The 26,959-nt window shown below is 64.0% G+C and carries 22 protein-coding genes; 14 read left to right on the forward strand and 8 right to left on the reverse strand.

The annotated features are described in order from the left end of the window. Positions 1-157: 157 nt before the first annotated feature. The 8 genes from JO965_RS32510 to JO965_RS32545 all read left to right on the forward strand — a co-directional run bounded on the left by JO965_RS32510 (position 158) and on the right by JO965_RS32545 (position 9,820). Positions 158-2,050, forward strand: coding sequence for an ABC transporter substrate-binding protein (locus JO965_RS32510; RefSeq protein ID WP_203446178.1), 1,893 nt, complete (start codon positions 158-160; stop codon positions 2,048-2,050). A gap of 42 nt (positions 2,051-2,092) precedes the next feature. Beyond that, positions 2,093-3,097, forward strand: a complete 1,005-nt coding sequence (locus JO965_RS32515) for an ABC transporter permease (RefSeq protein ID WP_203446179.1) — start codon at positions 2,093-2,095, stop codon at positions 3,095-3,097. Then, on the forward strand, positions 3,097-3,966 hold the full coding sequence (locus JO965_RS32520; protein ID WP_203446180.1) for an ABC transporter permease: 870 nt from the start codon (positions 3,097-3,099) through the stop codon (positions 3,964-3,966). Before JO965_RS32515 ends, JO965_RS32520 begins: the two co-directional genes overlap by 1 nt. Continuing rightward, entirely contained in the window at positions 3,963-5,024 is a 1,062-nt protein-coding gene (locus JO965_RS32525) for an ABC transporter ATP-binding protein (RefSeq protein WP_203446181.1), read from the forward strand. Before JO965_RS32520 ends, JO965_RS32525 begins: the two co-directional genes overlap by 4 nt. 12 nt (positions 5,025-5,036) lie before the next feature. Then, on the forward strand, positions 5,037-5,885 hold the full coding sequence (locus JO965_RS32530; protein ID WP_203446182.1) for an ABC transporter ATP-binding protein: 849 nt from the start codon (positions 5,037-5,039) through the stop codon (positions 5,883-5,885). Between the two features lie 68 nt (positions 5,886-5,953). Beyond that, a complete protein-coding gene (locus tag JO965_RS32535; protein WP_203446183.1) occupies positions 5,954-7,507 on the forward strand; it encodes an alpha-N-arabinofuranosidase in 1,554 nt (517 codons plus the stop codon). A 183-nt stretch (positions 7,508-7,690) separates the two neighbouring features. After that, entirely contained in the window at positions 7,691-8,521 is an 831-nt protein-coding gene (locus JO965_RS32540) for an NAD(P)-dependent oxidoreductase (protein ID WP_203446184.1), read from the forward strand. Between the two features lie 273 nt (positions 8,522-8,794). Beyond that, positions 8,795-9,820, forward strand: coding sequence for an IS110 family transposase (locus JO965_RS32545; RefSeq protein WP_203443608.1), 1,026 nt, complete (start codon positions 8,795-8,797; stop codon positions 9,818-9,820). A gap of 480 nt (positions 9,821-10,300) precedes the next feature. On the opposite strand, the gene JO965_RS32550 is transcribed toward JO965_RS32545, so the two are convergent. Continuing rightward, on the reverse strand, positions 10,301-11,344 hold the full coding sequence (locus JO965_RS32550; RefSeq protein WP_203439317.1) for an IS110 family transposase: 1,044 nt from the start codon (positions 11,342-11,344) through the stop codon (positions 10,301-10,303). Between the two features lie 268 nt (positions 11,345-11,612). Here JO965_RS32550 and JO965_RS32555 point away from each other — a divergent pair, with 268 nt between their 5' ends. The 4 genes from JO965_RS32555 (at position 11,613) to JO965_RS32570 (ending at position 16,364) form a co-directional block, all read left to right on the forward strand. Then, positions 11,613-12,599, forward strand: coding sequence for an IS481 family transposase (locus JO965_RS32555; RefSeq protein ID WP_203446651.1), 987 nt, complete (start codon positions 11,613-11,615; stop codon positions 12,597-12,599). Between the two features lie 214 nt (positions 12,600-12,813). After that, the gene (locus JO965_RS32560; RefSeq protein WP_203446185.1) at positions 12,814-13,992 is read left to right on the forward strand and encodes a cell surface protein; all 1,179 of its coding nucleotides are present in this window, start codon (positions 12,814-12,816) and stop codon (positions 13,990-13,992) included. Next, entirely contained in the window at positions 13,985-14,968 is a 984-nt protein-coding gene (locus tag JO965_RS32565) for a DUF6384 family protein (RefSeq protein ID WP_246777155.1), read from the forward strand. The genes JO965_RS32560 and JO965_RS32565 overlap by 8 nt, the downstream gene beginning before the upstream one ends. Before the next feature lie 4 nt (positions 14,969-14,972). After that, complete coding sequence (locus tag JO965_RS32570) at positions 14,973-16,364, forward strand: hypothetical protein (protein ID WP_203446186.1); 1,392 nt, start codon at positions 14,973-14,975, stop codon at positions 16,362-16,364. Positions 16,365-16,679: 315 nt separating this feature from the next. Here JO965_RS32570 and JO965_RS32575 read toward each other — a convergent pair whose 3' ends face one another. Beyond that, the gene (locus JO965_RS32575; protein ID WP_203446187.1) at positions 16,680-18,260 is read right to left on the reverse strand and encodes an alkaline phosphatase; all 1,581 of its coding nucleotides are present in this window, start codon (positions 18,258-18,260) and stop codon (positions 16,680-16,682) included. Positions 18,261-18,659: 399 nt separating this feature from the next. Here JO965_RS32575 and JO965_RS49005 point away from each other — a divergent pair, with 399 nt between their 5' ends. Next, positions 18,660-18,791, forward strand: a complete 132-nt coding sequence (locus JO965_RS49005) for a hypothetical protein (RefSeq protein WP_256451936.1) — start codon at positions 18,660-18,662, stop codon at positions 18,789-18,791. A gap of 157 nt (positions 18,792-18,948) precedes the next feature. Here JO965_RS49005 and JO965_RS32580 read toward each other — a convergent pair whose 3' ends face one another. The 6 genes from JO965_RS32580 to JO965_RS32605 all read right to left on the reverse strand — a co-directional run bounded on the left by JO965_RS32580 (position 18,949) and on the right by JO965_RS32605 (position 25,918). Further along, complete coding sequence (locus JO965_RS32580; RefSeq protein ID WP_203446653.1) at positions 18,949-19,758, reverse strand: nucleoside phosphorylase; 810 nt, start codon at positions 19,756-19,758, stop codon at positions 18,949-18,951. Further along, entirely contained in the window at positions 19,751-20,893 is a 1,143-nt protein-coding gene (locus JO965_RS32585) for a cysteine desulfurase family protein (protein WP_203446188.1), read from the reverse strand. Before JO965_RS32585 ends, JO965_RS32580 begins: the two co-directional genes overlap by 8 nt. 8 nt (positions 20,894-20,901) lie before the next feature. Beyond that, the gene (locus JO965_RS32590; RefSeq protein WP_203446189.1) at positions 20,902-22,188 is read right to left on the reverse strand and encodes an MFS transporter; all 1,287 of its coding nucleotides are present in this window, start codon (positions 22,186-22,188) and stop codon (positions 20,902-20,904) included. Between the two features lie 3 nt (positions 22,189-22,191). Next, positions 22,192-22,932, reverse strand: coding sequence for an MBL fold metallo-hydrolase (locus tag JO965_RS32595; RefSeq protein WP_203446190.1), 741 nt, complete (start codon positions 22,930-22,932; stop codon positions 22,192-22,194). Between the two features lie 73 nt (positions 22,933-23,005). Beyond that, a complete protein-coding gene (locus JO965_RS32600) occupies positions 23,006-24,757 on the reverse strand; it encodes an adenylate/guanylate cyclase domain-containing protein (protein WP_203446191.1) in 1,752 nt (583 codons plus the stop codon). A gap of 117 nt (positions 24,758-24,874) precedes the next feature. Continuing rightward, entirely contained in the window at positions 24,875-25,918 is a 1,044-nt protein-coding gene (locus tag JO965_RS32605; protein WP_203446192.1) for an ABC transporter substrate-binding protein, read from the reverse strand. A 235-nt stretch (positions 25,919-26,153) separates the two neighbouring features. Here JO965_RS32605 and JO965_RS32610 point away from each other — a divergent pair, with 235 nt between their 5' ends. After that, positions 26,154-26,957 (forward strand): rhodanese-like domain-containing protein, encoded by an 804-nt coding sequence (locus JO965_RS32610; protein ID WP_246777156.1) that lies wholly within the window; start codon positions 26,154-26,156, stop codon positions 26,955-26,957. Positions 26,958-26,959 lie beyond the last annotated feature (2 nt).

Consider the following 26,959-nt stretch of genomic DNA (forward strand, 5'->3'; position numbering starts at 1 on the left):
TAGAGGCTCAGTCAGAAGGTTTCGGGCGGAAGGAGTCAGTCTGCACGCTACCCATATGTATCGAAAGTTTCGATATGTATCAATAATACTGTTGACCATTACTGAGAACTGAGGGCCTACTAAGAAAAAAGATAAAATCAACCCTGGAGGAGCGCCAATGCGAATTCTACGCCTGCTTACCGTTGCCACCGGTCTGGCTCTGGCAGCGACCACCGCCTTTTCTCAAACCAATGTCCCAGGTGTGCCGCGGAATGAGACAATCATTCTCGAAAACCCAGAGGGCACTATCAAGAACCCCGGCTGGTTCAACATCTGGACCATCAATGCCGGCGGTCAGTACACCGGCCTGCACCAACTCGCGCTTGATACGCTCTGGTACATCGATCCCGAACGGGGTCTCGACGGCGTCTGGCAAAATTCTCTTGCCGCGGAAAAGCCGCTCTACAATGAAGACTTCACTGAGATGACGGTGAAGTTGCGCCCTGGAATCTACTGGAGTGATGGCGTCGAATTCACGGCCGATGATCTCATCTACACGGTCGAGACTCAGATCAAGAACCCGGGCATGCGCTGGAGTGCTCTGCTGGCACTGAACGTCGAGAGCGTGTCATCGCCTGAGCCATGGGCGGTCCGGTTCAAGCTGAAGAAGCCGAACTCGCGGTTCCATTCGCTCTTCACGGTCCGGTTTAACGCAATCTGGATGATGCCGAAGCATGTCTTCGAGAAGGCGGGCGATCCGCAGAGGTTCGACTTCAACCCTCCGGTTTCGCTCGGCGCCTACAAGATTCACAGCTTCGATCCTGACGGGAAGTGGTACATCTGGCAGAAGCGCGACGACTGGCAGCGCACGACCCTTGGGCGTTACGGCGAGCCCGGTCCGAAATACGCGGCGTATATCGATCCCGGCCCGCCGGACAAGCGCGTGATCGCGCAGCTCAACCACAACTTGGACGTCGTGCACGACATTGCCCCCGAGGGCATGTTCACCCTGACCAAGCAGTCACCTAGCCTCAAGACCTGGTTCCCGAACTTCCCGTTCGCGCATCCCGACCCGACTCTGCCGTCGGTGATCTTCAACATGCAAAATCCAGCCTTCCAGAACCGCGACGTGCGGTGGGCGCTGGCTCTACTGATCGATGTCAAGGCCGTGTCGATGGCATCCTATCGCGGGGCCGCGACGCTCTCGCCGATCGGGATCCCGCCCACGGGGACGCATCCGGACGATTATCACATCCCGCTTCAGGAGTGGCTTGCGTCCTACGAGATCGACACCGGCAAGAGCAAGGTCAAGCCGTACGACCCCACCATCGGCAACCAGATCGCCGACATGCTGCGTCCCACGATGAAGGAGCAGATCCCGACGGATCCGGCGGAGATCAGGAAGGCGTTCGGTTACGGTTGGTGGAAGCCCAACCCGCAAGCGGCGACGGAACTCCTCGAAAAGGCCGGCTACACGAAACGCGGCAATGCCTGGTACATGCCCGACGGAAAGCCGTTCTCCATCAAGCTCATGGTCGAGGGCGATAGCCGCCCAATCCTGACTCGGGCCGGCACCATGATCGTGCAGCAATGGCGCCAGTTCGGCATTGATGCGAAGACAGAGGTTGCCCAGGGGACCACGATGCTCGACCGGCGCATCGCCGGCGACTTCGAGACGTTGATTTCCTGGAGTGTCGAGACTTACGGCGGTCATCCCGACCTGTCGTTCTTCCTCGACAGCTGGCACTCCCAGTTCGTCGCAGCCCCAGGCAAGACGCAATCGCCCCGCAACTGGCAGCGTTGGAGCAATCCTGAACTCGACAAGATCATCGAGGAGGTGCGCCGGATCTCCTTCGACGACAAGCGCACGGTTGAGCTCGGCCGCGATTACGCCAAGCTCATCGTTCGCGAGATGCCGATCATCCCACTGATGGCATACAACGTCTTCACGGCCATGGATGAGACTTATTGGGTGGGGTACCCGACTGCGGAGAATCCCTATGCCAATCCCGTTCCGAACTGGGGCAATTCCCGCTCGATGATGGTGAAGCTGAAGCCCAAGCAGCCATAGCGCACAGACAACTCCTTACTTTCCTCAGACAAGGAGGGGTCCATGAGGGCTTACTTGGCCTATCTGTCCAAGCGGCTCGTGCAGTTCGCGGTAGTCGTCTTCGTCGGGATCAACATCACCTACCTGGTGACGCATATGACCCCGATCAATCCGGTCGAGCAATCGATCTCGGCCGCAACGACCTACGGGGCGACCAGTCCGGAAGCCATCGAGATGATGAGGCAGTCGCTGCGCCAGCTCTATGGTCTCGAGGGCACGCCTTGGGAACAGTACGTCGCGTTTTGGAAGCGGGTCCTGGTCGGTGACTTCGGCCCCTCCTTGTCTGCCTTTCCAACTCCGGTCTCGCAGCTCATCCTGCGAGCCCTTCCCTGGACCGTCGGATTGCTGCTGGTCTCGACGCTCCTGACCTGGATCCTCGGAAATCTGCTCGGCGGTCTTGCGGGCTACTACCGCAACAACCGCATCCTCAAGGCGTTCGGTGTCCTGAGCATGGGAATCCACCCTATCCCATACTACGTGGTCGCCTTCGTTCTTCTCATCATCTTCGGGTTCCTCTGGCCGGTTCTGCCGATCAGCGGCGGCGCCACGATGGCGTCAGACCGCTCCAACACCTTCGCGTTTGCACTCGATGTCGTGGTCCACTCGATCCTTCCCGTGCTTTCGCTCATGGCGGTCGGCATCGGCGGGTGGTTCATGGGGATGCGTGCCCTCGTGTCCAATATCGTAACGGAGGACTACGTGGTCTATGCGGAGCTGGCGGGCGTCAGGCGCGGCAAGATCCTGCGCTCCTACGTAATGCGCAATGCCCTCGGCCCCCAGGTCACGGGCCTCGCCTTGCAGTTGGGTGCCATCTTCAACGGTGCGATCATCACCGAGCAGGTCTTCGGTTACCCGGGCGTCGGATCGCTGCTGATCAGTGCGGTCCATGCCGGCGACTACAGCCTGGTTCTCGGCATCACCACCGTTTCGATCGTGGCCGTCTCCGCCACTGTCCTGCTGATTGATCTGCTCTATCCGTTGATCGACCCGCGCGTGGAGGCAGGCTGATGAGCACTCTCAGAATTTTTCGTGACCTTTTTCGGTACAACGGCGAGTTCGCCGTCGGCCTGATGCTCGTCTTGATCGTGCTGGCTGTTGCCGCCTGCTCCTTCTTCTCACCCTATCCGCCGATGGACGTGTACGTCGTGCCGCCCGATGTGCCGCCTTCCTGGGAATATCCGCTGGGCACCACGTCGCGCGGGCAGGACGTGTTCTGGCAACTCACCTTCGCAATTCGGAACACCCTCCTCTTCGGCATCGTGGTCGCGGCTCTTAGCCGTGTCATATCGCTCCTGGTCGGGCTGATCTCAGGCTACAAGGGCGGCTGGGTCGACCGGATCCTGATGTCGATCAACGACACCTTCGTCGTCGTCCCGCTCTTTCCCATCCTGGTGCTGTTCTACTTCATCATGCGGGACCAGATGACCTGGGGGATGCTCGCGATCATCACGGCGCTGCTAGGATGGGCCTACGACGCGCGGCTGATCCGGTCCATCGCCATGAGTCTGCGGACCCGCGAATTCACCCGCCAAGCGGTGTTCTCCGGCATGAGCACCGGCAAGATCGTCCTTCAGGAGCACCTGCCGTTCGTCCTGCCAATCGTGTTCTCGACGACCATGAATAACATCAATTGGTCGATCGGCATCGAAGTGACGCTTTCGGTCCTGGGCTTCACCGATATCAATACTCCCACCATCGGCGGGATGATCTACTGGGCAAACCAGCATACCGCCCTGGTCTCGGGCATTTGGTGGTGGATCACGTTCCCGGTCCTGCTAGTGATCATGCTATTCATCGGGCTGTTCCTGCTCGCCATCTCGATGAACGAGTACATCGATCCGCGCAGCCGCCTCAGCCGTCTTGGGGGGCAGGCATGATCGCAGAACTTCGCTCCATCCCTTCCTCCGACGCCGTGAAGGCGCCGCAGACCGTTCCGCTGCTCTCGGTCGATCGTCTGAAAGCCTATTACAAAGTAAAGCTGTTCGGGATCGACCGCGAAGTGCGGGCGGTCGACGATGTCAGCCTCAAGATCAATCGCAACGAGATCTACGGCCTCGCGGGCGAGTCGAGTTCCGGCAAGAGTTCCCTCATTAAAACCATCGCGGGCGCCATCCGTCCGCCGCTCAGGGTGGTCGAAGGATCGGTGCGTTTCGCCTTCAAGGACGGGGAGCGGGACATCTACAAGCTTTCGCCGCTCGAATTGTCGGCGATCCGCTGGAGCCACCTGTCCTACATCATGCAGGGCTCCATGAGCGTGCTGAATCCGGTTCGGCGGATCAAGCACGCCTTCGCGGATTTCGCGTTGCCGCATGTGAGCGCCAAAGGCGCCGACTTCACGAGCCTCGTGGAGCGGCACCTGAAGCGCCTTCACTTGGATCCCGCAGTCCTCCAGGCCTATCCGCACGAATTGTCCGGCGGCATGCGGCAGAGGGTGACCATTGCCCTCGCGACCATCTGCAGTCCGGAATTCATCATCGCCGACGAGCCGACGACGGCGCTGGACGTGATCGTCCAGAAGGGCGTTCTCTCCATGATCCGAGAGATCCAGCAGGAGTTGGGATCGTCGGTCCTGTTCGTGACCCACGACATGGCGGTTCACGCCAACCTGACTGACCGGCTCGGCATCATGTATGCTGGCCGGCTTGTGGAGGAGGGTCGGACCAGGGATGTGTTCAAGAGGCCGCTCCATCCCTACACCGCGCATCTGATCTCCAGCCTGCCCCGCATCGGGGACGAGGCGCCGAAAAAGGGGCTTGAAGGCTCGCCTCCAAGTCTTGCCGATCCTCCACCGGGCTGCCGGTTCCATCCCAGATGCCCCCTCGCAATCGACATCTGCCGCCACGAGGCTCCCCCCATGGTGGAAATCCTGCCCGGACACCGGACAGCCTGCCACGTTGCTCAAGCCGATCCCGACAGGGTCCGGCCGGTCGCATAAGGAGGTGAGCGCATGAGGCCGAACCTTCTTGAGGTCGAACACGTCAACAAGGCCTTCACGAGAGGCGGTTTCGTATCGCGGCGAGTCAATCATGCCGTGAACGATGTCAGCTTCTCCCTCGCGGCGGACAAGCCCGAGGTGTTCACCATCATCGGCGAGTCGGGCAGCGGGAAGACCACTCTCGCGGGCATGATCCTGAACAGCCTGGCCCCCACGAGCGGTCAAATCCGCTTCCGGGGAAAGGATCTGCGTGAGATCCGCAGTCGCCGCGCCCAGCTCGAATTCATGAGCCATGTGCAGGCCATCTTCCAGAACCCGTTCGATGCGTTCAACCCCTTAAAGCGCGTCGACCGCTACCTGTTCAGCGCGGCCCAGCGCTTCACCGAATGCCGGACGTCCGAGAAGGCGGCAGAGCGGGCGGACGAGGCTTTGCACAAGGTCGGCCTATCGCTCGCCGAGGTGCGAGGACGCTATCCGCATGAAATGTCGGGCGGCCAACTCCAGCGCGTGGCGATCGCCCGCGCGCTCGTGTCCAACCCATCGCTTATCGTCGCCGATGAGCCGGTTTCGATGATCGACGCGTCGCTGCGCATGACGGTCATTAACCTGTTCAAAAAGCTCCGCGATGAATTCGGCGTCTCGATCATCTACATCACGCACGATCTGGCGACTGCCTATTACATCAGCGACCGCCTGATCATCATGCAGAAGGGCAGGGTGGTCGAGGGCGGCGACGCCCGGACTGTGCTGGCCGCGCCGCAGCATCCTTATTCCATCAAGCTTCGCCAAGCGGTGCTGTCGGTCGATGACGCTTGGCGGGACAACAGCTTCACGGGCGGCATGCCAGCGACCGCCACCTGATCCAGTCCTCATTCCTACCAATGGTTCAAGCAAACCGAGACCGCACTTCAATGATCGGAGCCTCCCCCATGAAAGAAGCCAAAGTCACCATTGACCGCGATTTCTCCATCGCGGAAACGGATCCGCGCCTCTTCGGCGCCTTCGTCGAGCACCTGGGACGATGCGTCTACGGCGGCCTTTACGAGCCGGGGCATCCAAGTGCCGACGAACGGGGATTCCGGCGGGACGTGCTTGAACTCGTCCGTGAACTCGGACCCACGATCATCCGTTACCCAGGCGGAAACTTCGTCTCCGGATATAACTGGGAGGACGGCGTCGGTCCTGTGGAGAACCGTCCGCGCCGGCTCGATCTCGCGTGGATGTCGACCGAGCCGAACACGTTCGGCACCAACGAGTTCATGGATTGGTGTCAGGCAGCCGGCGTAGAGCCCATGATGGCTGTCAACCTCGGTACACGCGGCCCCGACGATGCCCGGCGCCTGCTGGAATACTGCAATTTCCCGGGTGGGACGGAGCTGTCGGATCTGCGCCGCGCTCATGGATGGGATAAGCCGCACAACGTGAAGTTCTGGTGCCTCGGCAACGAGATGGACGGCCCATGGCAGATGGAGACCAAGACAGCCTGGGAATACGGGCGCATCGCCTCCGAGGCCGCAAAGCTCATGAAATGGATCGATCCGACCATCGAACTCGCGGCCTGCGGCTCCTCCTCACGTAACATGCCGAGCTTCGGCACCTGGGAGGACACGGTGCTTGAGCATTCGTTCGACCACGTCGAGTACATCTCCCTACACACCTACCTGAACAACTATGCTGATGATACGCCAGCCTTCCTCGCGAGCCCGGATTTGATGGACAGCTTCATCGAAGAAGTTGTCGCCATTGCGGACGCGGTGTCCGCCCGTCGCCGCTCGTCTAAGCGCATCATGCTGAGTTTCGACGAATGGAACGTCTGGTACCGGACCCGGCGCAAGAATGAAGGCCGGGTGAAGCTCGGTTGGCCGGTCGCGCCCAAGATCCTTGAGGAGATCTACAACATGCAGGATGCACTTGCCTTTGGCGGAGCCTGCATATCGCTGCTCAACCATGCGGACCGGGTGAAATCGGCCTGCTTGGCGCAACTGGTGAACGCCATCGCGCCCATCATGACCGAGACCGGCGGTCCCGCCTGGCGGCAGACGATTTTTTACCCGTTTAAGGATATGAGTACGCTGGGCCGCGGGACGGTGCTGCAAACGAAGGTGGACTCGCCTGCTTACGAGACGACGTACTACGATCCACGTGGCACATCCGATCTGCGGTTCCCGCTCTCTGAAGTGCCCTATCTCAAGCTGTCTGTGGTTCACAACAACAGTGAGGATTGCATCACCATCTTTGCGCTCAACCGAAGCCTGGATGCGAGTCTGTCGATGGAGGCCGTCGTGCGTGGCTTCGAGGGTCTTACGGTCAAAGAGGCGCACCAATTGCGCAACGACGACTTGATGGCCGTAAACACGAAGGAGGCACCAGATACAATCAAGCCCGCTCCCTTGGAGGGTGTCGAAGTTTGGGGGGAACAGGTGCGGGCCAAGCTCGCGCCAGCCTCGTGGAACGTCATCCGACTGGAAGTTCAGAAGCAGTGAGCGCATGAACAAAGCCAGCCACAGAAAGGCTGCCCGACAATCCAAGCTCAGGATTTTGCTGCCAGGAAGGGTTACACCCTTCCTGGCGCTTTGCCGTCTTCGGGCGCTTGTCGTGAGCGAGGGGAAGGGCGTTTCTGGTACGTGATCATCGAAGCGCAGCAAGAGATGTGAAGGAGGTAGGCCATGGCAAAGCTACGAGTGCTGCTAACCGGTGCAACCGGATACATTGCGGGTCAGCTGCTCCCAGCCTTCCGCGAGCGGTACGACCTGAGGCTCATCGACACTCGCCAGGAGACCAGAGCTGGACAGGCGGTTGAGGGTGTCGAGGTGCTCGATCTGCTCTCGGCGAGTTCAGCTGATCTTCAGGCGATCTTCACCGGCGTGGATGTGGTAGTCCATTCCGCCTACCATCGACCGGACGCATCTGATCCGCAAAGCCAGTACGACGCTGAATGCCGCAACATTGACATGATGCAACGGGTCTACCAGACGGCATTGGACCATGATGTCCGACGGGTGGTGGCCGCCAGCACCAATCAGGCGGCGAAATGGTACGAGCAACCGTACTTTGCCGGTCTGCGCGATCGCGTCAGCCCGGAGGATTACCCGCGGCCGGACAACTTCTATGGCTGGGCCAAGGCCGCTTACGAGTCGCTCGGGTTTCTGTATGCCTGTGGCAGCCTAGGACGGAAGCTGGAGGTAATCCAATTGCGGATTGTTGTTCCCCGCGAGATCGACGCCAGCAAGTTTGCCGATCTGCCCCGCCATCGCTATGTGCGCGAACTCGCTGGCTATATCAGTGAACGTGATTTGCAGCAGCTCTTCTGTAAATCCATTGAGACACTTCAGATCGATGACGAGTATGGTGTGCCGTTTCATATCTTCTACGGGGTCTCCAACAACGCTCGCACGTTCTGGAGCATCGCCAATGCCCGTCGCGTGATCGGCTATCAGCCACAGGACGACTCCGAGACCCGTTTCGCTACCGATGTCGCTCGGTTAATGAGTCGGTAACGTGAGATGACGGACCGCTTCGGGAGCTAATACCTTCCGGATATTGCCGACCCGGAAGGACAAGCCGGAGCGACCTTGCCGAGGAATAAACGAATATATCCTCACCTCACGGCAAACAGCTTAGTGCAAGGCCCGAGCAGAGACTTCTTGTAAAATGGCGGTCCGCGAAACTCTCCTTGTATCCGGAAGGTCTCCTTTTGATGCTGTGGACGGCTCCCACCCAGCGGTGAGGTAGCATGGCTGTTGTCAGCAGCCAGCGAACAGGAGCAGCCCATGAGCACGGTCACTACCATTGGTCTGGACATCGCCAAGTCCGTCTTCCAGGTGCATGGCATCGATGCCGAAGGGGTCGTGATCATCCGACGCCAGGTCAGGCGAGGGCAGGTGCTCAAGTTCTTTGCTTCCCTGCCACCCTGTCTGATCGGCATCGAGGCCTGTGCGAGCGCCCATCACTGGTCACGGGAGTTGCAGAGCCTCGGTCATGAGGTGAAGCTCATGCCGCCGGCTTATGTCAAACCGTATGTAAAACGACAGAAGAACGACATGGCCGATGCCGAGGCGATCTGCGAGGCAGTCACCCGGCCCACCATGCGCTTTGTCGAGACGAAGACGTGCGAGCAGCAAAGCACCCTGATGCTGCACCGGGTGCGGCTGATGCAGGTGCGGCAGAGGACCATGCTCACCAATGCGATCCGAGCACACCTGGCGGAGTTCGGCGTGGTGGCGAAGATCGGCCGGGAAGGTGTTGATGAGTTGCTGCTCATGGTCAGCAACGAAGATGAGCGCATCCCGGAGCTGGCCCGGGCCTGCATCCTGGCCTTGGCCGAGCAACTGGTGCTGCTCAAGCGCCAGATCCTGGAGATGGACCGACGGATCACCGCCTGCCACCGCGCCAACGAAGTCAGCCGCCGGTTGGCCGAGATCCCCGGTGTGGGTCCGCTGCTCGCATCAGCTCTCGTGGCCCATGTTCCCAACCCGAAGGCCTTCTCATCCGGGCGCAATCTGGCGGCCTGGATCGGCTTGGTGCCGAAGCAGAACTCCAGCGGCGGCAAGGAGCGGCTCGGCGGCGTGACCAAACAGGGCAACCGCTACCTGCGCTCCCTGCTGACGGTGGGCGCACTCGCAGTGATCCGCTTTGCCCAGCGGCACGGGACGAAGCGGCCGTGGATCGTGCAACTGCTGGCGCGGCGGGCCACGAAGGTAGCGGCGGTGGCCCTGGCCAACAAGATGGCCCGGATGGTGTGGGCGATCATGGCCAAGGGCGAGCACTATCGGGAGCCTGTTGTACAAGCGGCATAATCATCGTCGGAAGGCTCCGGCGATCACGAGGTTGGAAAGGGCGAACAGACGTTAATGCAGGATCCGGTCGAACCGGGAAGCGGGACACCCCACTCGTGCCAGAGCATCTTGGAATGCGAGCTTTTGGTCGGGACCCCTTCGCGGAGGGCATTATGGCCAGCGGTCATAAGCACCGCATCAACAGGTCGAACACATGGCCTATGTGGACGGCCCCCGCCTCGCAAGAAGATTTCGGCATGGTTTGATCGGATCGCTTGCGGTCATATGTCCGGCCTTTCATTGCAGTCACACATGACCGCTGGCCAAGATGGCGTCCGCTCTGTGAGTTCCCAACAGCACCGCGGCCTCGCCAGACCACAGTCATGTGCGGAGTGTCTCACCGTCTGGATCGATCGATCACACCATCTGCTCGCTTCCTTGCAAGGTCCGACACCAGCTCAACACGAGAGCGCTTGAAGGGTTCTCATGTCGGGCTGATCTCTACACAGCGCACGCCGCTGCCGATACTGACGCTGGGGCTTTGTAGCTCTCCCCTGTCACCATCAGCTTCCAGGCAATGCGGGCGATCTTGTTGGCCAGCGCCACGGCAACCAGCTTGGGCGGCTTGCGCTGGAGCAACGCCACCAGCCACGGCGAAGGCGGCGCACTCTGGCCGCGCCGCAACTGCCGGATGACAGCAGTCGCCCCGACCACCAGCACGCTGCGCAGGGCCTCGTCACCGGCCCGCGTGATCACCCCATGCCGCACCTTGCCGGCGGTGGAATGATCCTTCGGGGTCAAGCCAAGCCAGGCGGCAAAGTGGCGGGCCGAGCGAAAGGCCTCGGGTGCAGGCGTCTTCATCACCAACATCGCAGCGCCGATCGGACCCACCCCAGGAATCCTGGCCAAGCGTCGGCTGATCTCATGGGCGCGGTGCCAAGCCATGAGGCGATCTTCAATCTCCTCCAATCGGGCCTGCAGCTGCGCATACTCCGTGGCCTGCATCGCAAACAGCTCCCGGGCGAGAGCCGGCAAGGTCTCCTCGGTTTTGACCCGCTCCAGCAGAGGCTCGATCCGGCACAGCCCCTTAGGGGCAATGAGCCCGAACTCCGCCGCATAGCCGCGGATCACGTTGACCAGCTGGGTGCGCTGCCGGATCAAGCGATCGCGCACGCCCACCAGCATCAAGGCCGCCTGCTGGTCGGCTGTTTTGACCGGCACGAAGCGCATGGTGGGCCGGCTCATCGCCTCGCAGATCGCCTCGGCATCAGCCGCATCGTTCTTGCCACGCTTGACGTACGGCTTGGCCAATTGCGGCGCGATCAGCTTCACCTGGTGCCCTAACGACTGCAGAAGGCGCGCCCAATGGTGCGAGCCCCCACAGGCTTCAAGGGCAACTACGGTGGGCGGAAGCTTGCCAAAGAAGGTGATCAGATCCTGGCGCCGCAGCTTCTTGCGCAGCACCGGCTCCTCGGCGGCATTCACGCCGTGCAGTTGGAAGACGTGCTTTGACGTATCCATTCCGATGCGGATAATCTGGTCCATGGACGGTCTCCTGTGACTGAGATCTGCAACGACCTCATTCTGGCACAGCGATGCCGTAAGGGGGCCGTCCACTCCAACAGCATCGACCAGCCTTGCAGAAGCGTTTAATAAATCCCTTGCCAACAGGGAGCCGTCCACACATGGCACATCCCGGAAGTAAGTGTCTGGTGGCGGAACGTTGTTGGGACCAAGTGCGTTGCGCGATTGAGGAGTATGCTTGGCGCTTTGACGGCCTGCGGCGCCGAGCTCCTCATCGCAGGAGGACATGATGCACTCCCTTCATCCGCAAGCCCGCACCACTCCAGCCGTCCGCCAGGAGATTGCCCGCTCATCCGAGCCGACGGGCGTGCTGGCCCAGCGCTTCAGTGTGAGCACCGAGACGGTCCGCAAATGGCGCAAGCGCGGCCCCAAAGACTGTCAGGACCACAGCAGCCGGCCGCACAAGCTGCCCTGGAGGGCCACCGAGGAGGAACGCGCCATCGTCTGCGCCCTGAGGCAGGCCACCGGCTTTCCGCTCGACGATCTGACCTTCGTGGTCACGCATTTCCTGCCGCATCTCAACCGTGATGCGGTCTACCGCATCCTCAAGGCTGAAGGCTTAGGCCGCCTGCCACCGGCGCAGCAGCGCCAGCGCCGGAGCGGCACCTTCAAGGACTACGATCTCGGCTTCGTGCACATGGACATCAAACACCTGCCCAAGCTGAGAACCGCCAATGGCGAGAGCCGCAAACGCTTCCTCTATGTCGCCATCGACCGCTGCTCGCGCTGGGTGCACCTGGCCGTCAAAGACGACGAGCTGGCCATAAGCGCGATTGCCTTCCTCAAAGAAGCGATCCGCGCGTTTCCCTTCAAGGTCACCCACGTGCTCACCGACCGTGGCTCGTGCTTTACCGCTGATGGCTTCGAGGACGCCTGCCACCAGTTGAAGGTGGAGCATCGCAGGACCAAGCCGTATACGCCGCAGACGAATGGTCTCGCCGAGCGCTTCAATGGACGGGTGCAGCGTGAAGTGCTCGGCATCACGATCTACAGCCATGGGGATCTGGAGACGCTGCTCAAGGGCTTCAACCAAGCCTACAACAGAAGACGCCAGCGCGTGCTCAAGGGGCGATCACCGGACGAGGTCGTGCGAAGCCGCTTGGTCGCTGAGCCGAAGCTGGCCAATCGGCGCGCGAAGCCACCCGATCCACACGCTTTGCCTCAAGCCCTCCAGGTCGTCGCTCACGCCAAGGAGGTCTCGCATCCAGACAAGTAAGTCGAATGTCCGCTCAGGCGGGAACATAGGACCTCCTGAAGGGCAGGGATCTTCTGAGCCTGACCCAGAAGAGGCCTTCCCGGACGAACCATGTGGGGAACCCTCACTCACATCGGACATTAGCCCGCTGTGCTTTCACCACCGCAACAGGCCAAGCGCAGCCTTTCCGTTCCCGTGGACGTCCGAAACGCTGCGCGTGATCGGAAGAGGCGCCATGTCTGACATCGTCGTAAAAAGCCCCATGCAGTATCTCGACCGGGCCACGCAAGCATTGCGGGACCTCGGTATCGTCCCTCCTCAAGCCATGGACGCTCCCATCAACGGCCTCTTGGAGAAGATCTCAGACCTGGATCAGGACCGGATCGTGATCATCGCCCGCACCCTGGGTCAGACCAGCGTGTTCAATGAGGTCGTCCGCGAGCAGACGCAGGCGATGGAGATCGGTGAGCGCTACCGCCAGATCACCGAAGCCTTCAACTCCATCCGCGACGACACGAAGAAGATGGTCGACCAACTCGAGGACCAGAAGATCGACCTCTTCGAACGGATCAACAATGTCTGGATGAAGCTCTCCCGCGGCGATGTTGCGGACCGGTTCGATGAGATCAAGGAGGTCTACCTCGATGTGACACGCTCAACGAAGGATCAGATTGAGCGTGAGCAGATCATTCTCGATGCCTACCGCGACTTCCGTGGTGCCCTCAAGCATGCCGAGGTCATGGCCTTGGAGGTGCTCCGGACCGCGGAGCAGAAGCTGGAGGCGGCCAAGGCGGATCTGCAAAGGGCGTCCGACGCGGTCGCCAACTTCAAGGGCACGGAGGTGGCCGAACGGGCCCGGCTGGAGCTCGCCCGCGACGAGCAGCTCCGTCGCACGCAGGATGAGGAGAAGCGCTACCAGATCGCCAAGGATCTCTCCGACAACCTGACCGTCAGCTACAACACCTCCGAGGTGATCATGGCCCGTCTGATGCAGATGACCAACGCCAAGGAGCGCGTCTATGCTCAGGCTGTGACCTTCTTCTCCACCAACGATTCCGTGTTCACGGCGCTGAAGGCGTCGTTCACCGGCATGTTCGGCCTGAATGAGTCGACCCAGACCCTGAACGAGATGAAGGAAGGCGTCTCGCGCAGCCTGGAGGTGCTGGCCGAGATCGGCAACCAGGTCGGTGAGGCGGCCGTGAAGGCCGGCTACGGCCCGACGATCCGGGCCGATGCGGTCAGGAAGCTCGTGGACTCGGTGATCACGTTCCAGGAGCGCTCTCAGGAGATCATCGGCGAGATGCGCCGGCTCGCGACGCAGAACTCGGCCGAGATCCGCGACGCGGTCGAGGACGGCAAGCGACGTATCGCTCGCCTCGTGGCGGAAGGACAGGCCCTGCCGGCCAATGGCTGAGATGGCCTCACCACTGCCCGCGAGCCCGCCTGACAGGCCAGCTCAGAGCCTCGATGAGGTGATGCTCGCGATGGATGTGGTGGACACGCTCCGCCACCAGGAGAACCTCGTCAGCCGCGAACTCGGCGAGGAGGTCCGCGATGCCCAGCTTCTGCAACGGCTGCGCGAGATTTACCGCGGGCAAGGCATCGAGGTGCCCGACCGGATCCTGCAAGAGGGCGTGCAGGCCCTCAAGGAGCAGCGCTTCGTCTACACCCCGCCCGGTCCCAGCTTCGCGCGCACGGTGGCGCGGGCCTGGGTCAACCGCGGACGCTTCGGCCGGACCCTCTTGGCTCTCGCGGCGCTCCTCGGCCTCGGCTGGGGCGCCTATCACTTCGGTGTGGTCGAACCGGCCCGGCAGCGGGCGGCGCAGGAGCAAGCCCTGGCCGAGCGCAACCGGATCGAACTCGCCGAGAGGCTGCCGGCCGCCCTGGAGCAGGGACACGAGGACGTGCTGCGCGAGGCGCAGGTGCCGGCAGCACGGGAACGGGCCGGCCGGATCCTCGCGGACGGCAAGGCCGCCATCGAACGGAAGGACGCCGAGGGCGCCCGGCAGGCGATCAATGACCTGGAGGTGCTGCGCGCGGAATTGCGGCGCGAGTATATCCTGCGCATCGTCTCGCGCCCGGGCGAGCCGACGGGTGTCTGGCGGGTGCCGCAGCGCAATCCCGCTGGCCGGAACTACTACCTGATCGTGGAGGCGGTTACTCCGGACGGACGCATTCTCAGTTTGTCGGTGACCAGCGAGGAGGATGGCCGGACCGTGACGACATCGAAGTGGGGCGTGCGCGTTGATGAGGCTATGGCCATGCAGGTGCAGCGGGACAAGAATGACGATGGCATCGTGCAGCGCAACCGCCTCGGCGAGAAACGCCGAGGCCAGCTCGACGTGAACTACCTGATGCCGGTCCTCGGCGGCGCGATCACACAATGGTAAGGCGATGGTATCGGGACGGCAGGCACTCGCGCAGATCGAGCAGTTCGTCGAGAAGGCTCGCCAGCAGGAGGCGCAGTGCGAGCGAGCCTATGCCATCGCGACCGAGGAGATCGGTCGCCTGCGGATTGAACGCACGGAACGCTTCCGCGAGCTGGCGCGGCTGAGGCTAAACGCGATCACGCAGGAAAAGGTCGTCGGGAACCTGGACGCCGCCGAGCGCCAAGCGCTCGGCGTGCTCAACAGCCGCCAGGAGGCGCTACGGCAATTGACCGAGCGGCGCCGGCAGGCAGAAGAGCGTGTGCGCCAGGCAGAGGCAGGTCGGCAAACCGCAGTGGACGCCCTGGAGCGAGCCTTGGCCGATGTCGAGACGATCCGCAAGAATGTCGAGGCCCAGGTCAGCACCAATGCCGATTGGGTCACGGCCCGGGCTCGGGTCGGTGAGCTCACCGGACAAGCACAGCAGGCGGAGAAGAAGGCTGTGCAGGCTGAAGCCGACCGGGACGAGAAGCGCCGTCCTTATGAGGAAGACCCCTTGTTCATGTACCTGTGGAAGCGGAAGTTCGGCAGCGCCGCCTACAGGGCCAATCCCTTCACCCGCACCATGGACCGCCTGGTGGCGCGCGTCGTCGGCTATGACAAGGCGCGGGCCAATTACGCCCTGCTGAACGAGATTCCCGAGCGGCTGCGCGAGCATGCCCGCCGGCTCATCGGTGAACTGCGGGAGGCGCGAGACAGGCTAACGGCCCTGGAACGCAAGGCGCTCGTGGACGCTGCCATCGAAGCCGCCGAGGCCAAGGCGGCAAAGGCGCGAGATGGTGTAGCAGACGCCGACGGCAGACTCGCCGCGGCCCGGGAGGCGCTGGCCACGTTGGACCGCACCTATGACGCCTCGGTCCTCGAGGGGGACGCTCCGTACCGTGAGGCCGTCGAGGTCCTGGCTGCCGCCGATCAGCGCGAAAACCTCGACCAGCTCTACCAGGAGGCGCTGCGCACGCCGACCCCGCGCGACGAGGAGATCGTCCGGCGGATCCAGGCGACGGACGACATGATCAACCAGGCGCTGCGCAAAGCAGTGGATGCTCATCAGCGGCGCAAGGAGATTGCCCAGCGCCGCGCCATGATTGAGCACGAATGGGAGGAGCTTCGGCACCAAGGCTACGACACCCCTTATGGGACCTTTGGCAACGAGGCCGCCCTTGGCAACGTACTGGGTGGCGTTCTCACGGGTGCGATTGGCGGTGCGATCCTGGGCCAGGTTCTGCGCGGCGGCTTCCACCATGGGCCGAGCCCATGGGATTCTGGCTTTGGCGGCGGATTGCCGATTCCGCCCCCGGACGGGTTCGGGACCGGCGGGTCTTTTGGTGGTGGGGACTTCAGGACAGGCGGGTCATTCTGATCGGATGTGACGGGTGGATGCAGACAACCCAGTGCGCGACCCAGTTCCCCTTAGCGGAATCAATCCAGAAGGCAGGCTTCATCTCGAATGGCCGCTTCTGGCTCACTCGGGAAGTAAATCGAAGGTCCGCTTTTGGATGCAATTCAGCCCTTTCCATAAGGAAGGGACTGGCCTCGACTATCAGACGGACCGGATCAAATCTGGTGTTTTTTGCGACCGAATGCCGTACCGCTCAAGGACTCTGCCTTGGGCAACTCGTGGCACCAAAGTGTGTCAGCCTCAACGGCAACGGAACGTACCTGTCCTCCGACGCGCTTACGTCCGTACGGGATCGAGCGTGACCTTCCAGAGGTCTGCGTCGGCCACATCCTTCAGCGTCACCGTCATCTGATCGGTCTTCCCGTCGATGTGCACGTGGCCAAAGAACTGCAAGCCCATGGAGGGCGGGAGATTCTGGCCCTGCCCTGGCGCGGGGGCCTTCACGTATTTCAGTTGCGGTCCGAAGGTGTCGTCGAGATCGCCCGGGCCGAAGGTGCCCGCATGCAGCGGACCGGACACAAACTCCCAGAACGGCTCGAAATCCTGGAACTGCGCACGGCTCGGGTCATAGTAATGCGCGGCCGTGTAATGGACGTCTGCCGTGAGCCAAACGACGTTCTTGACGCCGGCACGCTTGATGAAGGAGAGGAGATCGGCAATTTCGAGCTCGCGGCCGAGCGCTGGGCCGTTGCCCTGGGCGATCGCCTCCGAGCCCCGCTTGTTCGCAGCATCGTTCCACACGATGAGCCCCAGCGGCATGTCGGCCGCGATCACCTTCCAGGTGGCGCGCGAGTTCATCAGCGCGCGCTTGAGCCAGGCGAGTTGCTCGGCACCAAGGAACACCGTCTCGGGTCCCTCCTCGGCCTGCATGTTGTCGGTGTTCGGTCCCCGGTAGCTGCGCATGTCGAGAAAGAAGATGTCAAGCGAGGGCCCATAGGCGACCTTACGGTAGACGCGCGCCGCCTCCTGCGGTGTCGCCGCGATCGGCATATATTCGTGGAAGGCGCGGGCCGCCCGCGCGGCCAGCAGCGGCACCTGCTTCACCGTGTAGCGGTTGTCCTCGGCGAGTGATTTCGAGGGCGACCAGTTGTTGATCACCTCGTGATCATCCCATTGCGCCAGCATTGGGACGGCCGCGTTGAAGGCGCGCAGGTGCTGGTCGAGGAGGTTATATTTGTAGTTCGCGCGGAATTCGGCCAGCGTTTCGGCGACCTTCGCCTTCTCTTCGAGAACGACGTTCTTCCACACGCCGCCGTCGGGCAGCTTCACCTCGGCCGCGATGGGGCCGTCGGCATAGATCGTATCCCCCGAATGGATGAAGAAATCCGGGCGGTGCCGCAGCATGGTCTCGTAGATCTTCATGCCGCCGCGGCTCTCGTCGATGCCCCAGCCCTGGCCCGCAGTGTCGCCCGACCAGACGAAGCTGATGTCGCGGCGATCTGCGGGGGTGGTGCGAAAGCGCCCGACCATCGGCTCGCCGGTGCCGTTGACGTCGACCAGGTCCTGCGGGCGCACCCGGTAGAAGATGTCTTGGCCGGATGGCAGGTCCTCAACCAGGGCCTTCGCCGTGAAGTCACTCTCCGGCAACGCGTCAACGAAGACCGATCTGTGAACGGTCTTGAACGAGTCGCTGGTCGCAATGTCGAAAAACACCCGGGCCGGTCGGTCGACCCGCACCCAGACGACGCCCGAATTCGTCGACACGTCGCCCGATTGCAGGCCATGGGTGATGACCGGGCGGCTGGCGGCACGGCTGAGACTGGGAAAAGCGCTGTTGGAGAGCGTAGCGAGACCGGCGGCACCGCTGGCGGCCAGGAAATGGCGCCGGCTGAGGAGAGGACGAGTCGTGCGCGTCATGGATGAGGGCCTTGGCTCGGGAACGAATGCGCGGACGTTAGGAGGCTAGTGTTACAAAGCGGCGGCAGTTGGGTGGACGGTTGATGATAACGCATAGCGCCCTCCCGCGTTGGCGGACGGATGTCGACGCCCTCGGCCGCCCGGCCCGCTGGTCGCCACGCTGACGGTCTGACGCGGCGACGAGCGTCCCGCTCGTCCTGGTCCTGCGATGGGTGCCCGCAACCACTCGGGCTTGATGGCGCGTCCCGTTCCGCTCGCCAAACCGGTCGGCGATAGTTCCGGGAGGTCAGTCATTCGGCTGCCACACCTGAAGGAGACCGGGATCGGGATCCGGCTCCGGTGGCGCTCCTGCTCTTCCCCGGCATCCCGATGCCGACGAGGCAGTGAAGGACCTCGTTGTTGGCCAGGCTGAAGGCGCGCCGCATCGCCTCCGTCGAGACCCATCGCGCCACCGTGATGCGCAAGCTCAACGTCAACACGACCGCTGCGCTGATCCGATATGTGATCCGCAACAAGCTCGTGGAGGCATGATCACGATCCTCGATCATGGGCAATGTCGGCTAATGGCACGGGCCTGACCTTAGCCGTACTTCCGCACTGCTGGGGTGAGCGGACCTTCGTTCAGGCCTCCGGTACTACCGACCTTGACCCACTCCGGACCTTCGCAAGAAGATCGAGCTGGGTTACGTCATCTCCGCGAAGGAAGCCAAGCATCGGCGACGGCATGAACGAGGGCCAGCGAAGCCGTGGCCCCATTCGCCTCGCCCTTCTCGAAGTCGCCCTCCTGGCCCATCTGGTTCGTGACGTGCGCGAAGCACAGCACCGGCTTGCCCCGCGCCCGGGAGAAGGCGTAGAGCGCCGCTGCTTCCATCTCGACGGCCAGGATGCCCTGCGCACGCGCGGCCTCGATGGCCTCTTCCGTCTCCCGATAAGGCGCATCGGTCGTCCAGGTCGCCCCGCGTTCCACCGGCTCACCGACGCCGGACAGCGCCTCGTCGACGGTCGCGATCAAGGTCGGGTTGGCGTCGGCGTAAGCGGACGCGGGCAGGTAGTGGTAGCTGGTGCCCTCATCCCGGAGCGCCCGCTCGATCAGGATGAAGTAGGGCGGCGGACGCAGGGCCGTGATCTGGCCGGACGAGGTGATGCTGACCAGGAGACGGCAGCCGGAGGCGAACATCTGCTCCGCCACGAGCACGGCGTAGGAGGCGCCCACGGCGCAGCCGACGATGCCGTACTTCCGGCCCGACTGCTCGAAGCAATCCATCTCGCTGTGATAGCAGGCCCAGCCCTCGGCCCGCCGGGCGCGGCCAGTGGCGCGGAGATGGCGGACGATGTCCCCGTCCGGATCGAGGATGCAGACCTCCGGCACGGCGATGTCCGGGATGTTCTTCTGGCGGCGGGCCTCACGCAGGAGGCTATCCGGCGTGAACGCCGATGGCGCGTCGTGGTGCTTGTCCCGCAGGATCGGTGGCAGGGGGCTGCGGTCCTTCTCACCCATGTCGCCACCCGGCGTCTGCACCATGGCGGGAACGAAGCCGACCGACGACGGCATCGATGTCGGCATCCGTCGTGCTCCGCCTGAGGCTGAAGCGAACGGCACCCATGCCGACCCGTTCCGGCACGCCCATGGCCGCGAGCACGGGCGACAGCTCCACGCGTCCCGCGTGGCAGGCCGAGCCCGTCGAGCCCGCCACGCCTTCGAGACCCGCGAGGATCTCGGCCCCGATCACGCCGACGAAGGAGACGTTGAGGGTATTGGGAAGACGGTGCTCGGGATGCCCGTTCAGCACGATGTCGTCGCCGAAGTCCTCCCGCAGCGCCTGCCAGAAACGGTCCCGCAGTGCACGGACGCGAGCCATGGGTTCCAGGTCCATGGCCAGGGAGCAGGCCGTGCCGAGGCCGACGGCGAGCAGGGCACTCTCGGTGCCGGCCCTGCGCCCCCGTTCGTGCGCGGCGCCGTGGATCAGCGGCTCGAGCTCGACCCCGCGGCGGACGTACAGGGCGCCGATACCCTTGGGGGCATAGAGCTTGTGTCCGGCGATCGAGAGCAGGTCCACCCCGAGGGAATCGACCCCGGTCGGGATCTTGCCGACCGACTGCGCCGCGTCCGTGTGGAAGCGGATGCCGTGCTCGCGCGCGATCGCGCCGATCTCCTCGGTCGGCTGGATCGTCCCGACCTCGTTGTTGGCGTGCATGATGCTGATCAGGACGGTGCGGGGCGTGATGGCCCGGCGCACGGCCTCGGGATCGACCCGGCCCGTCCCGTCGACCGGCAGGTAGGTGACCCTCGCGCCCAGCCGCTCCAGGAAGCGGCAGGGGGCAAGGACGGCGGGATGCTCGGCAACGCTGGTGATGATGTGATCGCCCTTGTCCCTGAGGGAGAAAAACGTGCCCTTGAGCGCGAGGTTGTTGGCCTCGCTGCCGCCGCTGGTGAAGACGATCTCGTCGGGCGCACAGCCGAGAAGCTCCGCGACCTGGCCGCGGGCATCCTCCAGGGCGGCCTTCGCGGGCGTGCTCGCCCAATGCCCGCTCGACGGATTGCCGAAGGCCTCGTCCAGGAACGGGCGCATGGCCGCGGCGACCGCCGGGTCGATCGGCGTGCTGGCGTTGTAGTCGAGATAGATGTTCGTCATGGGAGACCTCAGGCCTTCCGGTCTTCGGATGAGGGAACCGGGTTCGGATGCTTGCCGCTCTCCCGCATCGCGACGGCGACCACCGCTCCGGAGAGGAAGGTGAGCACGCCGATGCCGCCGATGGCCCAGGGCAGGCCGAAGGCGTCGCCGATCACGCCTGCGAGCAGGGCCCCCACGGCGTAGCCCAGGTCGCGCCAGAACCGATAGATGCTGAGCGAGCGTGCCCGCCAGGTCGGGTGCGCCACGTCCGAGATCGCCGCCAGCAGGGTCGGGTAGACCATAGCCGTGCCGATCCCGAGCAGGATGCTGGCAACAAGCCACCAGCCGAACCCGCCCAGCAGGGGAACCATGACGAGTGCGACGGCCTGGAGCCACATGCCGGCCACGATCAGTCCCTTGCGGCCGATCCGGTCGCTGAGCGGCCCCGTGACGACCTGCAAGACGCCCCAGACTCCCGGATAGACGGCCTTCAGCACGCCGATGGGTTCGACGCCGAGGCCGCGGGCGACGAAGAACAGCGGAAAGATCGCCCAGCTCATGCCGTCGTTGAGGTTGTTGACCAGCCCGGCCTGGCAGGCCGCGAACAGGTTGCGGTCACGGAATGAGGTCAGCACGAAGGCCTCCCGGAACCCAATGGGCTCGACCTTCGCGTGCCCGGCAGCCTCAAGCCGGACATGCTCGCCCGTGTCGCGCACGACGAGCGCGGAGAGACCGAGGCCGAGGACCGCATAGCCGATGCCGAGATAGAACGGGTCCGGGCGCAGCGCACCAGAGACCGAAGCGATCCAGCCCGTGAGGAATGCAGTGATGCCGACCATCAGGTACCCGGCGCACTCGTTAAGGCCGACCGCCAGCCCGCGGGACTTTGGTCCGACGAGGTCGATCTTCATGATCACCGCCATCGACCAGGTGAGGCCCTGGCTGATGCCCAGCAGCACGTTGGCGGCGATGATCCAGCCCCATGTCGGCGCCCAGATGATGAGGAACGGCACCGGCAGGCCAATGACCCAGCCGAGCACCAGGCTCCGCTTGCGGCCCCAGCCGTCCGCGAGTTGGCCGGAGATCAGGTTGGTGATCGCCTTGGAGATGCCGAAGCTGGCGATGAACGAGGCGATCACCGTGGTGGAGGCGAGCCTGAACTCCTCAGAGCCGATGAGCGGCACCACCGTGCGCTCCAGCCCTACCATGCCGCCGACAAAGGCGTTCACCAGGAGCAGCAGGGAGAACTGCCGCCAGTTCTCCCTGAGCCCGAGCCGGACGGAGGGGACTGCGCCGGCAGCCATCGTATCGGCCATGGCTCAGGCCGCCGCGGCGGTCGCGCCGGCGTTGAGGGCCCGCAGCCGGGCGGCCTCCGGTGGTGCGGGCGGGATCTCCGCTGTCATGAAGCGGACGAACTCGGCCTCGTCGGCGATGCGGAAGGCCGCGTTGTGCCGCTTCTCGAAGCCGATGGTCGAACTGGGCTTGCCGCTCAGGCGGCGGCCGCAGACCGAGCCCGCATAGGCGCCCGGCAGCACCTCCATGTAATCGGGCAGGTCTCCGAGCCGCTGGATGCTCCGGAACAGGTCGCTCGCGCCCTGCTCGGCGCTCGAGGCGAGCTCCGTCCGGCCGAGATCGCCCACCATCAGCGTGTGCCCGGTCAGCACGAACCAGGGCTCGTCGGCGCGGGTGCGGTCGGTGACGAGCAGGCACAGGTGCTCGGGGGTATGCCCCGGCGTGTGCATGATAGTGGCAATCACGTTCCCGAGCGGCAGGACGTCGTCGTCCTCGACGGCACGGAAGGGAAACGCCACCTGCGCGCGGGACGAGAGAACGTAGTCCGCTCCCGTGGCCTCCGCGAGTTGGCGTCCAGCGGAGAGGTGATCGGCGTGGATGTGCGTGTCAACCACGAACTTGATGCGCATCCCGGTTTCCTCCGAGGCGCGCAGGTACGGTGCGATGTCGCCGACGGGATCGACCACGGCCCCGCTCGCGTGGCCGCCGCAGCCGAAGAGATAGGAGATCCCGATGGGATCAAGGTGCAGGAACTGACGGAGGATCATGGGGTGCTCTCCTTGTTCAAGGCCCCTGAATCATATGCCCCAGGCGCGCGGCTTCTTCACGCCGTCGTCTCATTCAACCTGGCGGCGGTGGAGGGTGCCCGTCGGAGGATATCCCGAACACGGGCATCTCCCTGTCATAGCCCTTGAGGGCACGCGGCCCGAGCGGCGTCACGGCGCGCTTGCCTCTCACGGCCTCCGCAACATTCTCATCGGTGAGGATCTCCCGGTCGGCCGCCGAGGCGCAGAGCCGCGCGGCGAGGTTCACGACACTGCCGATGGCCGTGTAGTCGAAGCGGCTCCTGTAGCCGATCCGCCCGACCGTGGCCGACCCCATGGCAAGCCCCACCCCGAAGCCGATCCGGTGACCGCGTGCTTGCCAGCCGACGATCAGTTCCTGCACACTCCGCTGCATCTCAACCGCAAGATCGACTGCCTGGAGGGCAGGCTCCTCGACGGGAACGGGGGCGTTGACGAGCACCATCAGGCCGTCGCCCGAGAAGCTCGTGAGCGTCGCGGCGTAGTGGGTGATGATCTCGCCCAACGCCTCGTAGTATTCCGAGAGCACGCTCATCACCTCCTCGGGCGCCGCTCTCGCCGAGAAGGCAGTGAAGCCCCGCAGGTCGCAGAACACCGCCACCACCTCGGCACGATGGCCCTCGAGGACGCCGTCATCGCCTTTCCGGTCGACGAGTTCGGCCACCTGCGGCGCCAGGAACCGCCTGAGCTTGGCGATCCGCTCCTGCCGCTCCTGGGACACGGCAAGCTCCGTGGCCATGGTGTTGAAGCTGTCGGCCAGCCGCTGGAGTTCGTCGCCCGTCCTGATCCCGATGCGGTGATCGAACTGTCCGGCACCGATACGCTCGGTGCCCTCCTCAAGCAGGCGGATCGGCTCGGTCATCCGGCGGGCCAGGGCAAAGGCGAGCAGGCCCGCGAAGGCGATGCCGGCGAGGAGGAGGCCCCCCGTCCGCCACAGCGCCGCACGGATGGGTCCGAAGGCCTCGGACAGGGGCTGCTCGACCACGACCGTCCAGTCCGGACCGGCAACGGGCGCGGCGGCGGCCGCGAGGGCAGTGCCTTGCGCGTCCCGGCTCGTTGCGATCCCCGCGCCGGCTTGAATGACGGCCTCCCGGATTGCCTGGAACGGTGCCAGCGTCGCCTCGTCCGCGCCGCGCAGGACGAGGCTGATGTCGGGATGGGCCACGAGCCGGCCCGGCCTGTCGAGCACGAAGGCGGAACCCGTCTCCCCGACCTTGATCGCCGAGATCACGTCCCAGATCAGCTTGAGGTTCACCTCGGCGACCACCGCGCCGACGAGGGGGCGGCTGCCGGAGAGCGCCAGCGTCAGGTACGGCTCGGATCCACGGTAGTAACCGACCTCGCCGTACCAGATGCGGGCCGAGCGGACTCCGGCGACCGCCGCATCGCCAGAGCGGTCCGTCCGGCTCTCGGTCCGGCTGAGGCCGATCCGCGACACGTGCAGCCGCTCCCGTCCGGCACCGTCGACGAGGGTGATGCTGACAATGGCCGGCACCTGGCGCAGCAGGCGCACGGCATCGATCTGCCGCTTCGGGTCCGGCTCCTCGCCCCAGGGAAGCTGCACCAGCGAGCCGAGCTGGTTGGTGATGCCGTCGAGGAAGTTCTCGATCCTCGCGGCGGCCGACCGCGCCTCGAGTCCGAGCAGTTGGGTGAGCATGGCGCGCTGGTCGCGGTAGCCGAACCAGGCCTCGCTGACGCCGTTGGCGGCAAGGGGAACGACCACGGCCAGGAACAGCACGAGGAAGTACTTTCGGAAGAGGCCACGGAACCGGACACGCCGTCTGATCATGGCGCATGTCCCTTAGCCGACCCGGCGGGCCGTCCGCCCGGCCATCCGCCCGGCAGGCGGACATGAGACGCCATCCGGTCCGGTGGGGAGCAAGCCCGACGCCTCCTGCACGAGCGCCTACTCGAGCAGCTCGTCGACCCAGGCGAGCAGGCTTGGCGGCAGGTCGAGGCCGATCGTCTTGGCGGTCGTTTGGTTGACCGCAAGCTCGAGCTTCGTCGGCTGCTCGACCGGCAGGTCCCTCGGCTTGGCTCCCTTGAGGATCCTGTCGACGTAGTCGGCCGAGCGGCGGCCCATCGTCGCGAGGCTCGGGCCGTAGGCCATCAAGCCACCTTCGACAACATACTCCCGCATCTCGTACATGGACGGCAGACGGGTCTTGGCCGCGAAGTCGACCAGTGCCTTGCGCCGGCTGAGGGTGACCGGATCGCAGAGCTGGAACACCGAGTCGGGCGGCGTCGGCGCATTGGCCACGGCCCGGATCGCCTGTTCCCAGTCGTCGCTCTTCCGGATCTCATAGTACTGGATCTCAAGGCCCAGCTCCCGCGCCACCCGTTGCGCCTCCTTGATCCCTGGTGCCTTGTCCGGGGCCGCCAGGGAGGCCCAGACGAGGGCAAGCCGCGACATGCCGGGGTAGGCCTCCTTGAGCAACTGGAGGCGCTTGCCGTTCAAGTGGGTGGACAGGGTCGTCAGCCCGGTGATGTTGCCGCCGGGCCTCGACAGGCTCTCCACCAGCCCGGTCTCGATCGGGTCGCTGCTGACGGCCATCACGATCGGCACCGTATTGGTCACGTTCTTGGCGGCAACGATCGCTGGGTAGGTCTCGGCCACGATCACGTTCACGCCTGAGTTGACCAGCTCGGTCGCGAGTTGCGGCAGTCGCTCGTCCTTTCCCTCCGCACCGCGCCACTCGAGGACGACGTTCTGTCCGGGAATGTAGCCGTGGCTGCGCAATCCGTCCTGGAACGCCCCGAAGACGGGCGAATGCCCTTGCGGGGGAACGGACAGGAAGCCGATGCGGGGTACGGAGGCTTGTGCGGATGCCGATCCCAATCCGGCAAGGAACGGTAAACTCGCCAGTGCACCCACGTGCTTGAGCACCTGGCGGCGACTCTGGAATCCTGGATCTCGCACATGGGACGACGGGGCGGGTTGGCGCTTCATGACACCCTCCATATGCTTTCCCGATTGTACGCCTCATCCAACGCTCCGCATAGGCAGCGCGGTCGGCGAAACCCCCAATGCGCGGTTGCTTCCGATCATGCTCACGAACAACAGGCTCAGAGCGACCGACCCCGCGACATGCGTTGGCAATCCGCGCGCTAACGCCTCACCTCCTTTTGGGCGAGGCGGCTTCCGGCCAGGATGGCGTAAGATTGTCCGCCACGGAGGTGCCCTGATGTCTTCTTTGCGGTCTCACCAAGCCCTCAAGCCTGCCCTGATCGGCGCCTTGGCTTCTACCCTCGGCATGGTTGCGCTCTCGACAGCGCCTGCCTTCGCCCAGGCCTCGCCCGACATCATGCAGGCGACCCTGTCCCAGCCGAACGACAAGACGCCGGAGGTCTCGACCGAGGAGCTGCGCCGGATCCTCGCCGACAAGAGTGCCACCGTTTTCGATGCCAGGCCGCACCTGGAGTTTGCGATCAGCCATATCCCGGGAGCGGTGAATGTCGCGCCCAAGCCCGGCATGGCGATGTCGGCGTATGTGTCGGATGTTGCGGAGATCGGACGGGTGCTGGGCGACAGGAAGGATGCCCCGATCGTGCTCTACTGCAATGGGCCATTCTGCGGGAAGAGCAAGCGGCTGGCGGAAGAGCTGGTTGCGGCAGGCTACACGAACGCGCGCCGCTACCAGCTCGGGATTCCGGTGTGGCGGGCGCTGGACGGCGTGACGCAAATCGAGCCTGAGGGCATCCGGTACATCCGCGAGGGCGACAAGACAGCGGTGTTCTTCGATGCACGCCCGGCTGGGGAGTTCAAGGCCGGCACCTTGGCTGGCGCTCACCATCTGCCCAAGGCCGAGGTGTCCAAGGCCAAGGATGACGGGCGGCTTCCGATGGAGGACCACAACACCCGCATCGTGGTTTTTGGGGAGAACCCATCGCAGGCGCGCGAAGTGGCGGAGGAAATCGCCAAGAACGCGTTCCACAACGTCAGCTTCTACGCGGGTGCCCTGACGGATCTTAAGCTGGCCAACAACTAGCA

It is taken from the genome of Microvirga sp. VF16 (assembly GCF_016864375.1).
Lineage (GTDB): Bacteria > Pseudomonadota > Alphaproteobacteria > Rhizobiales > Beijerinckiaceae > Microvirga.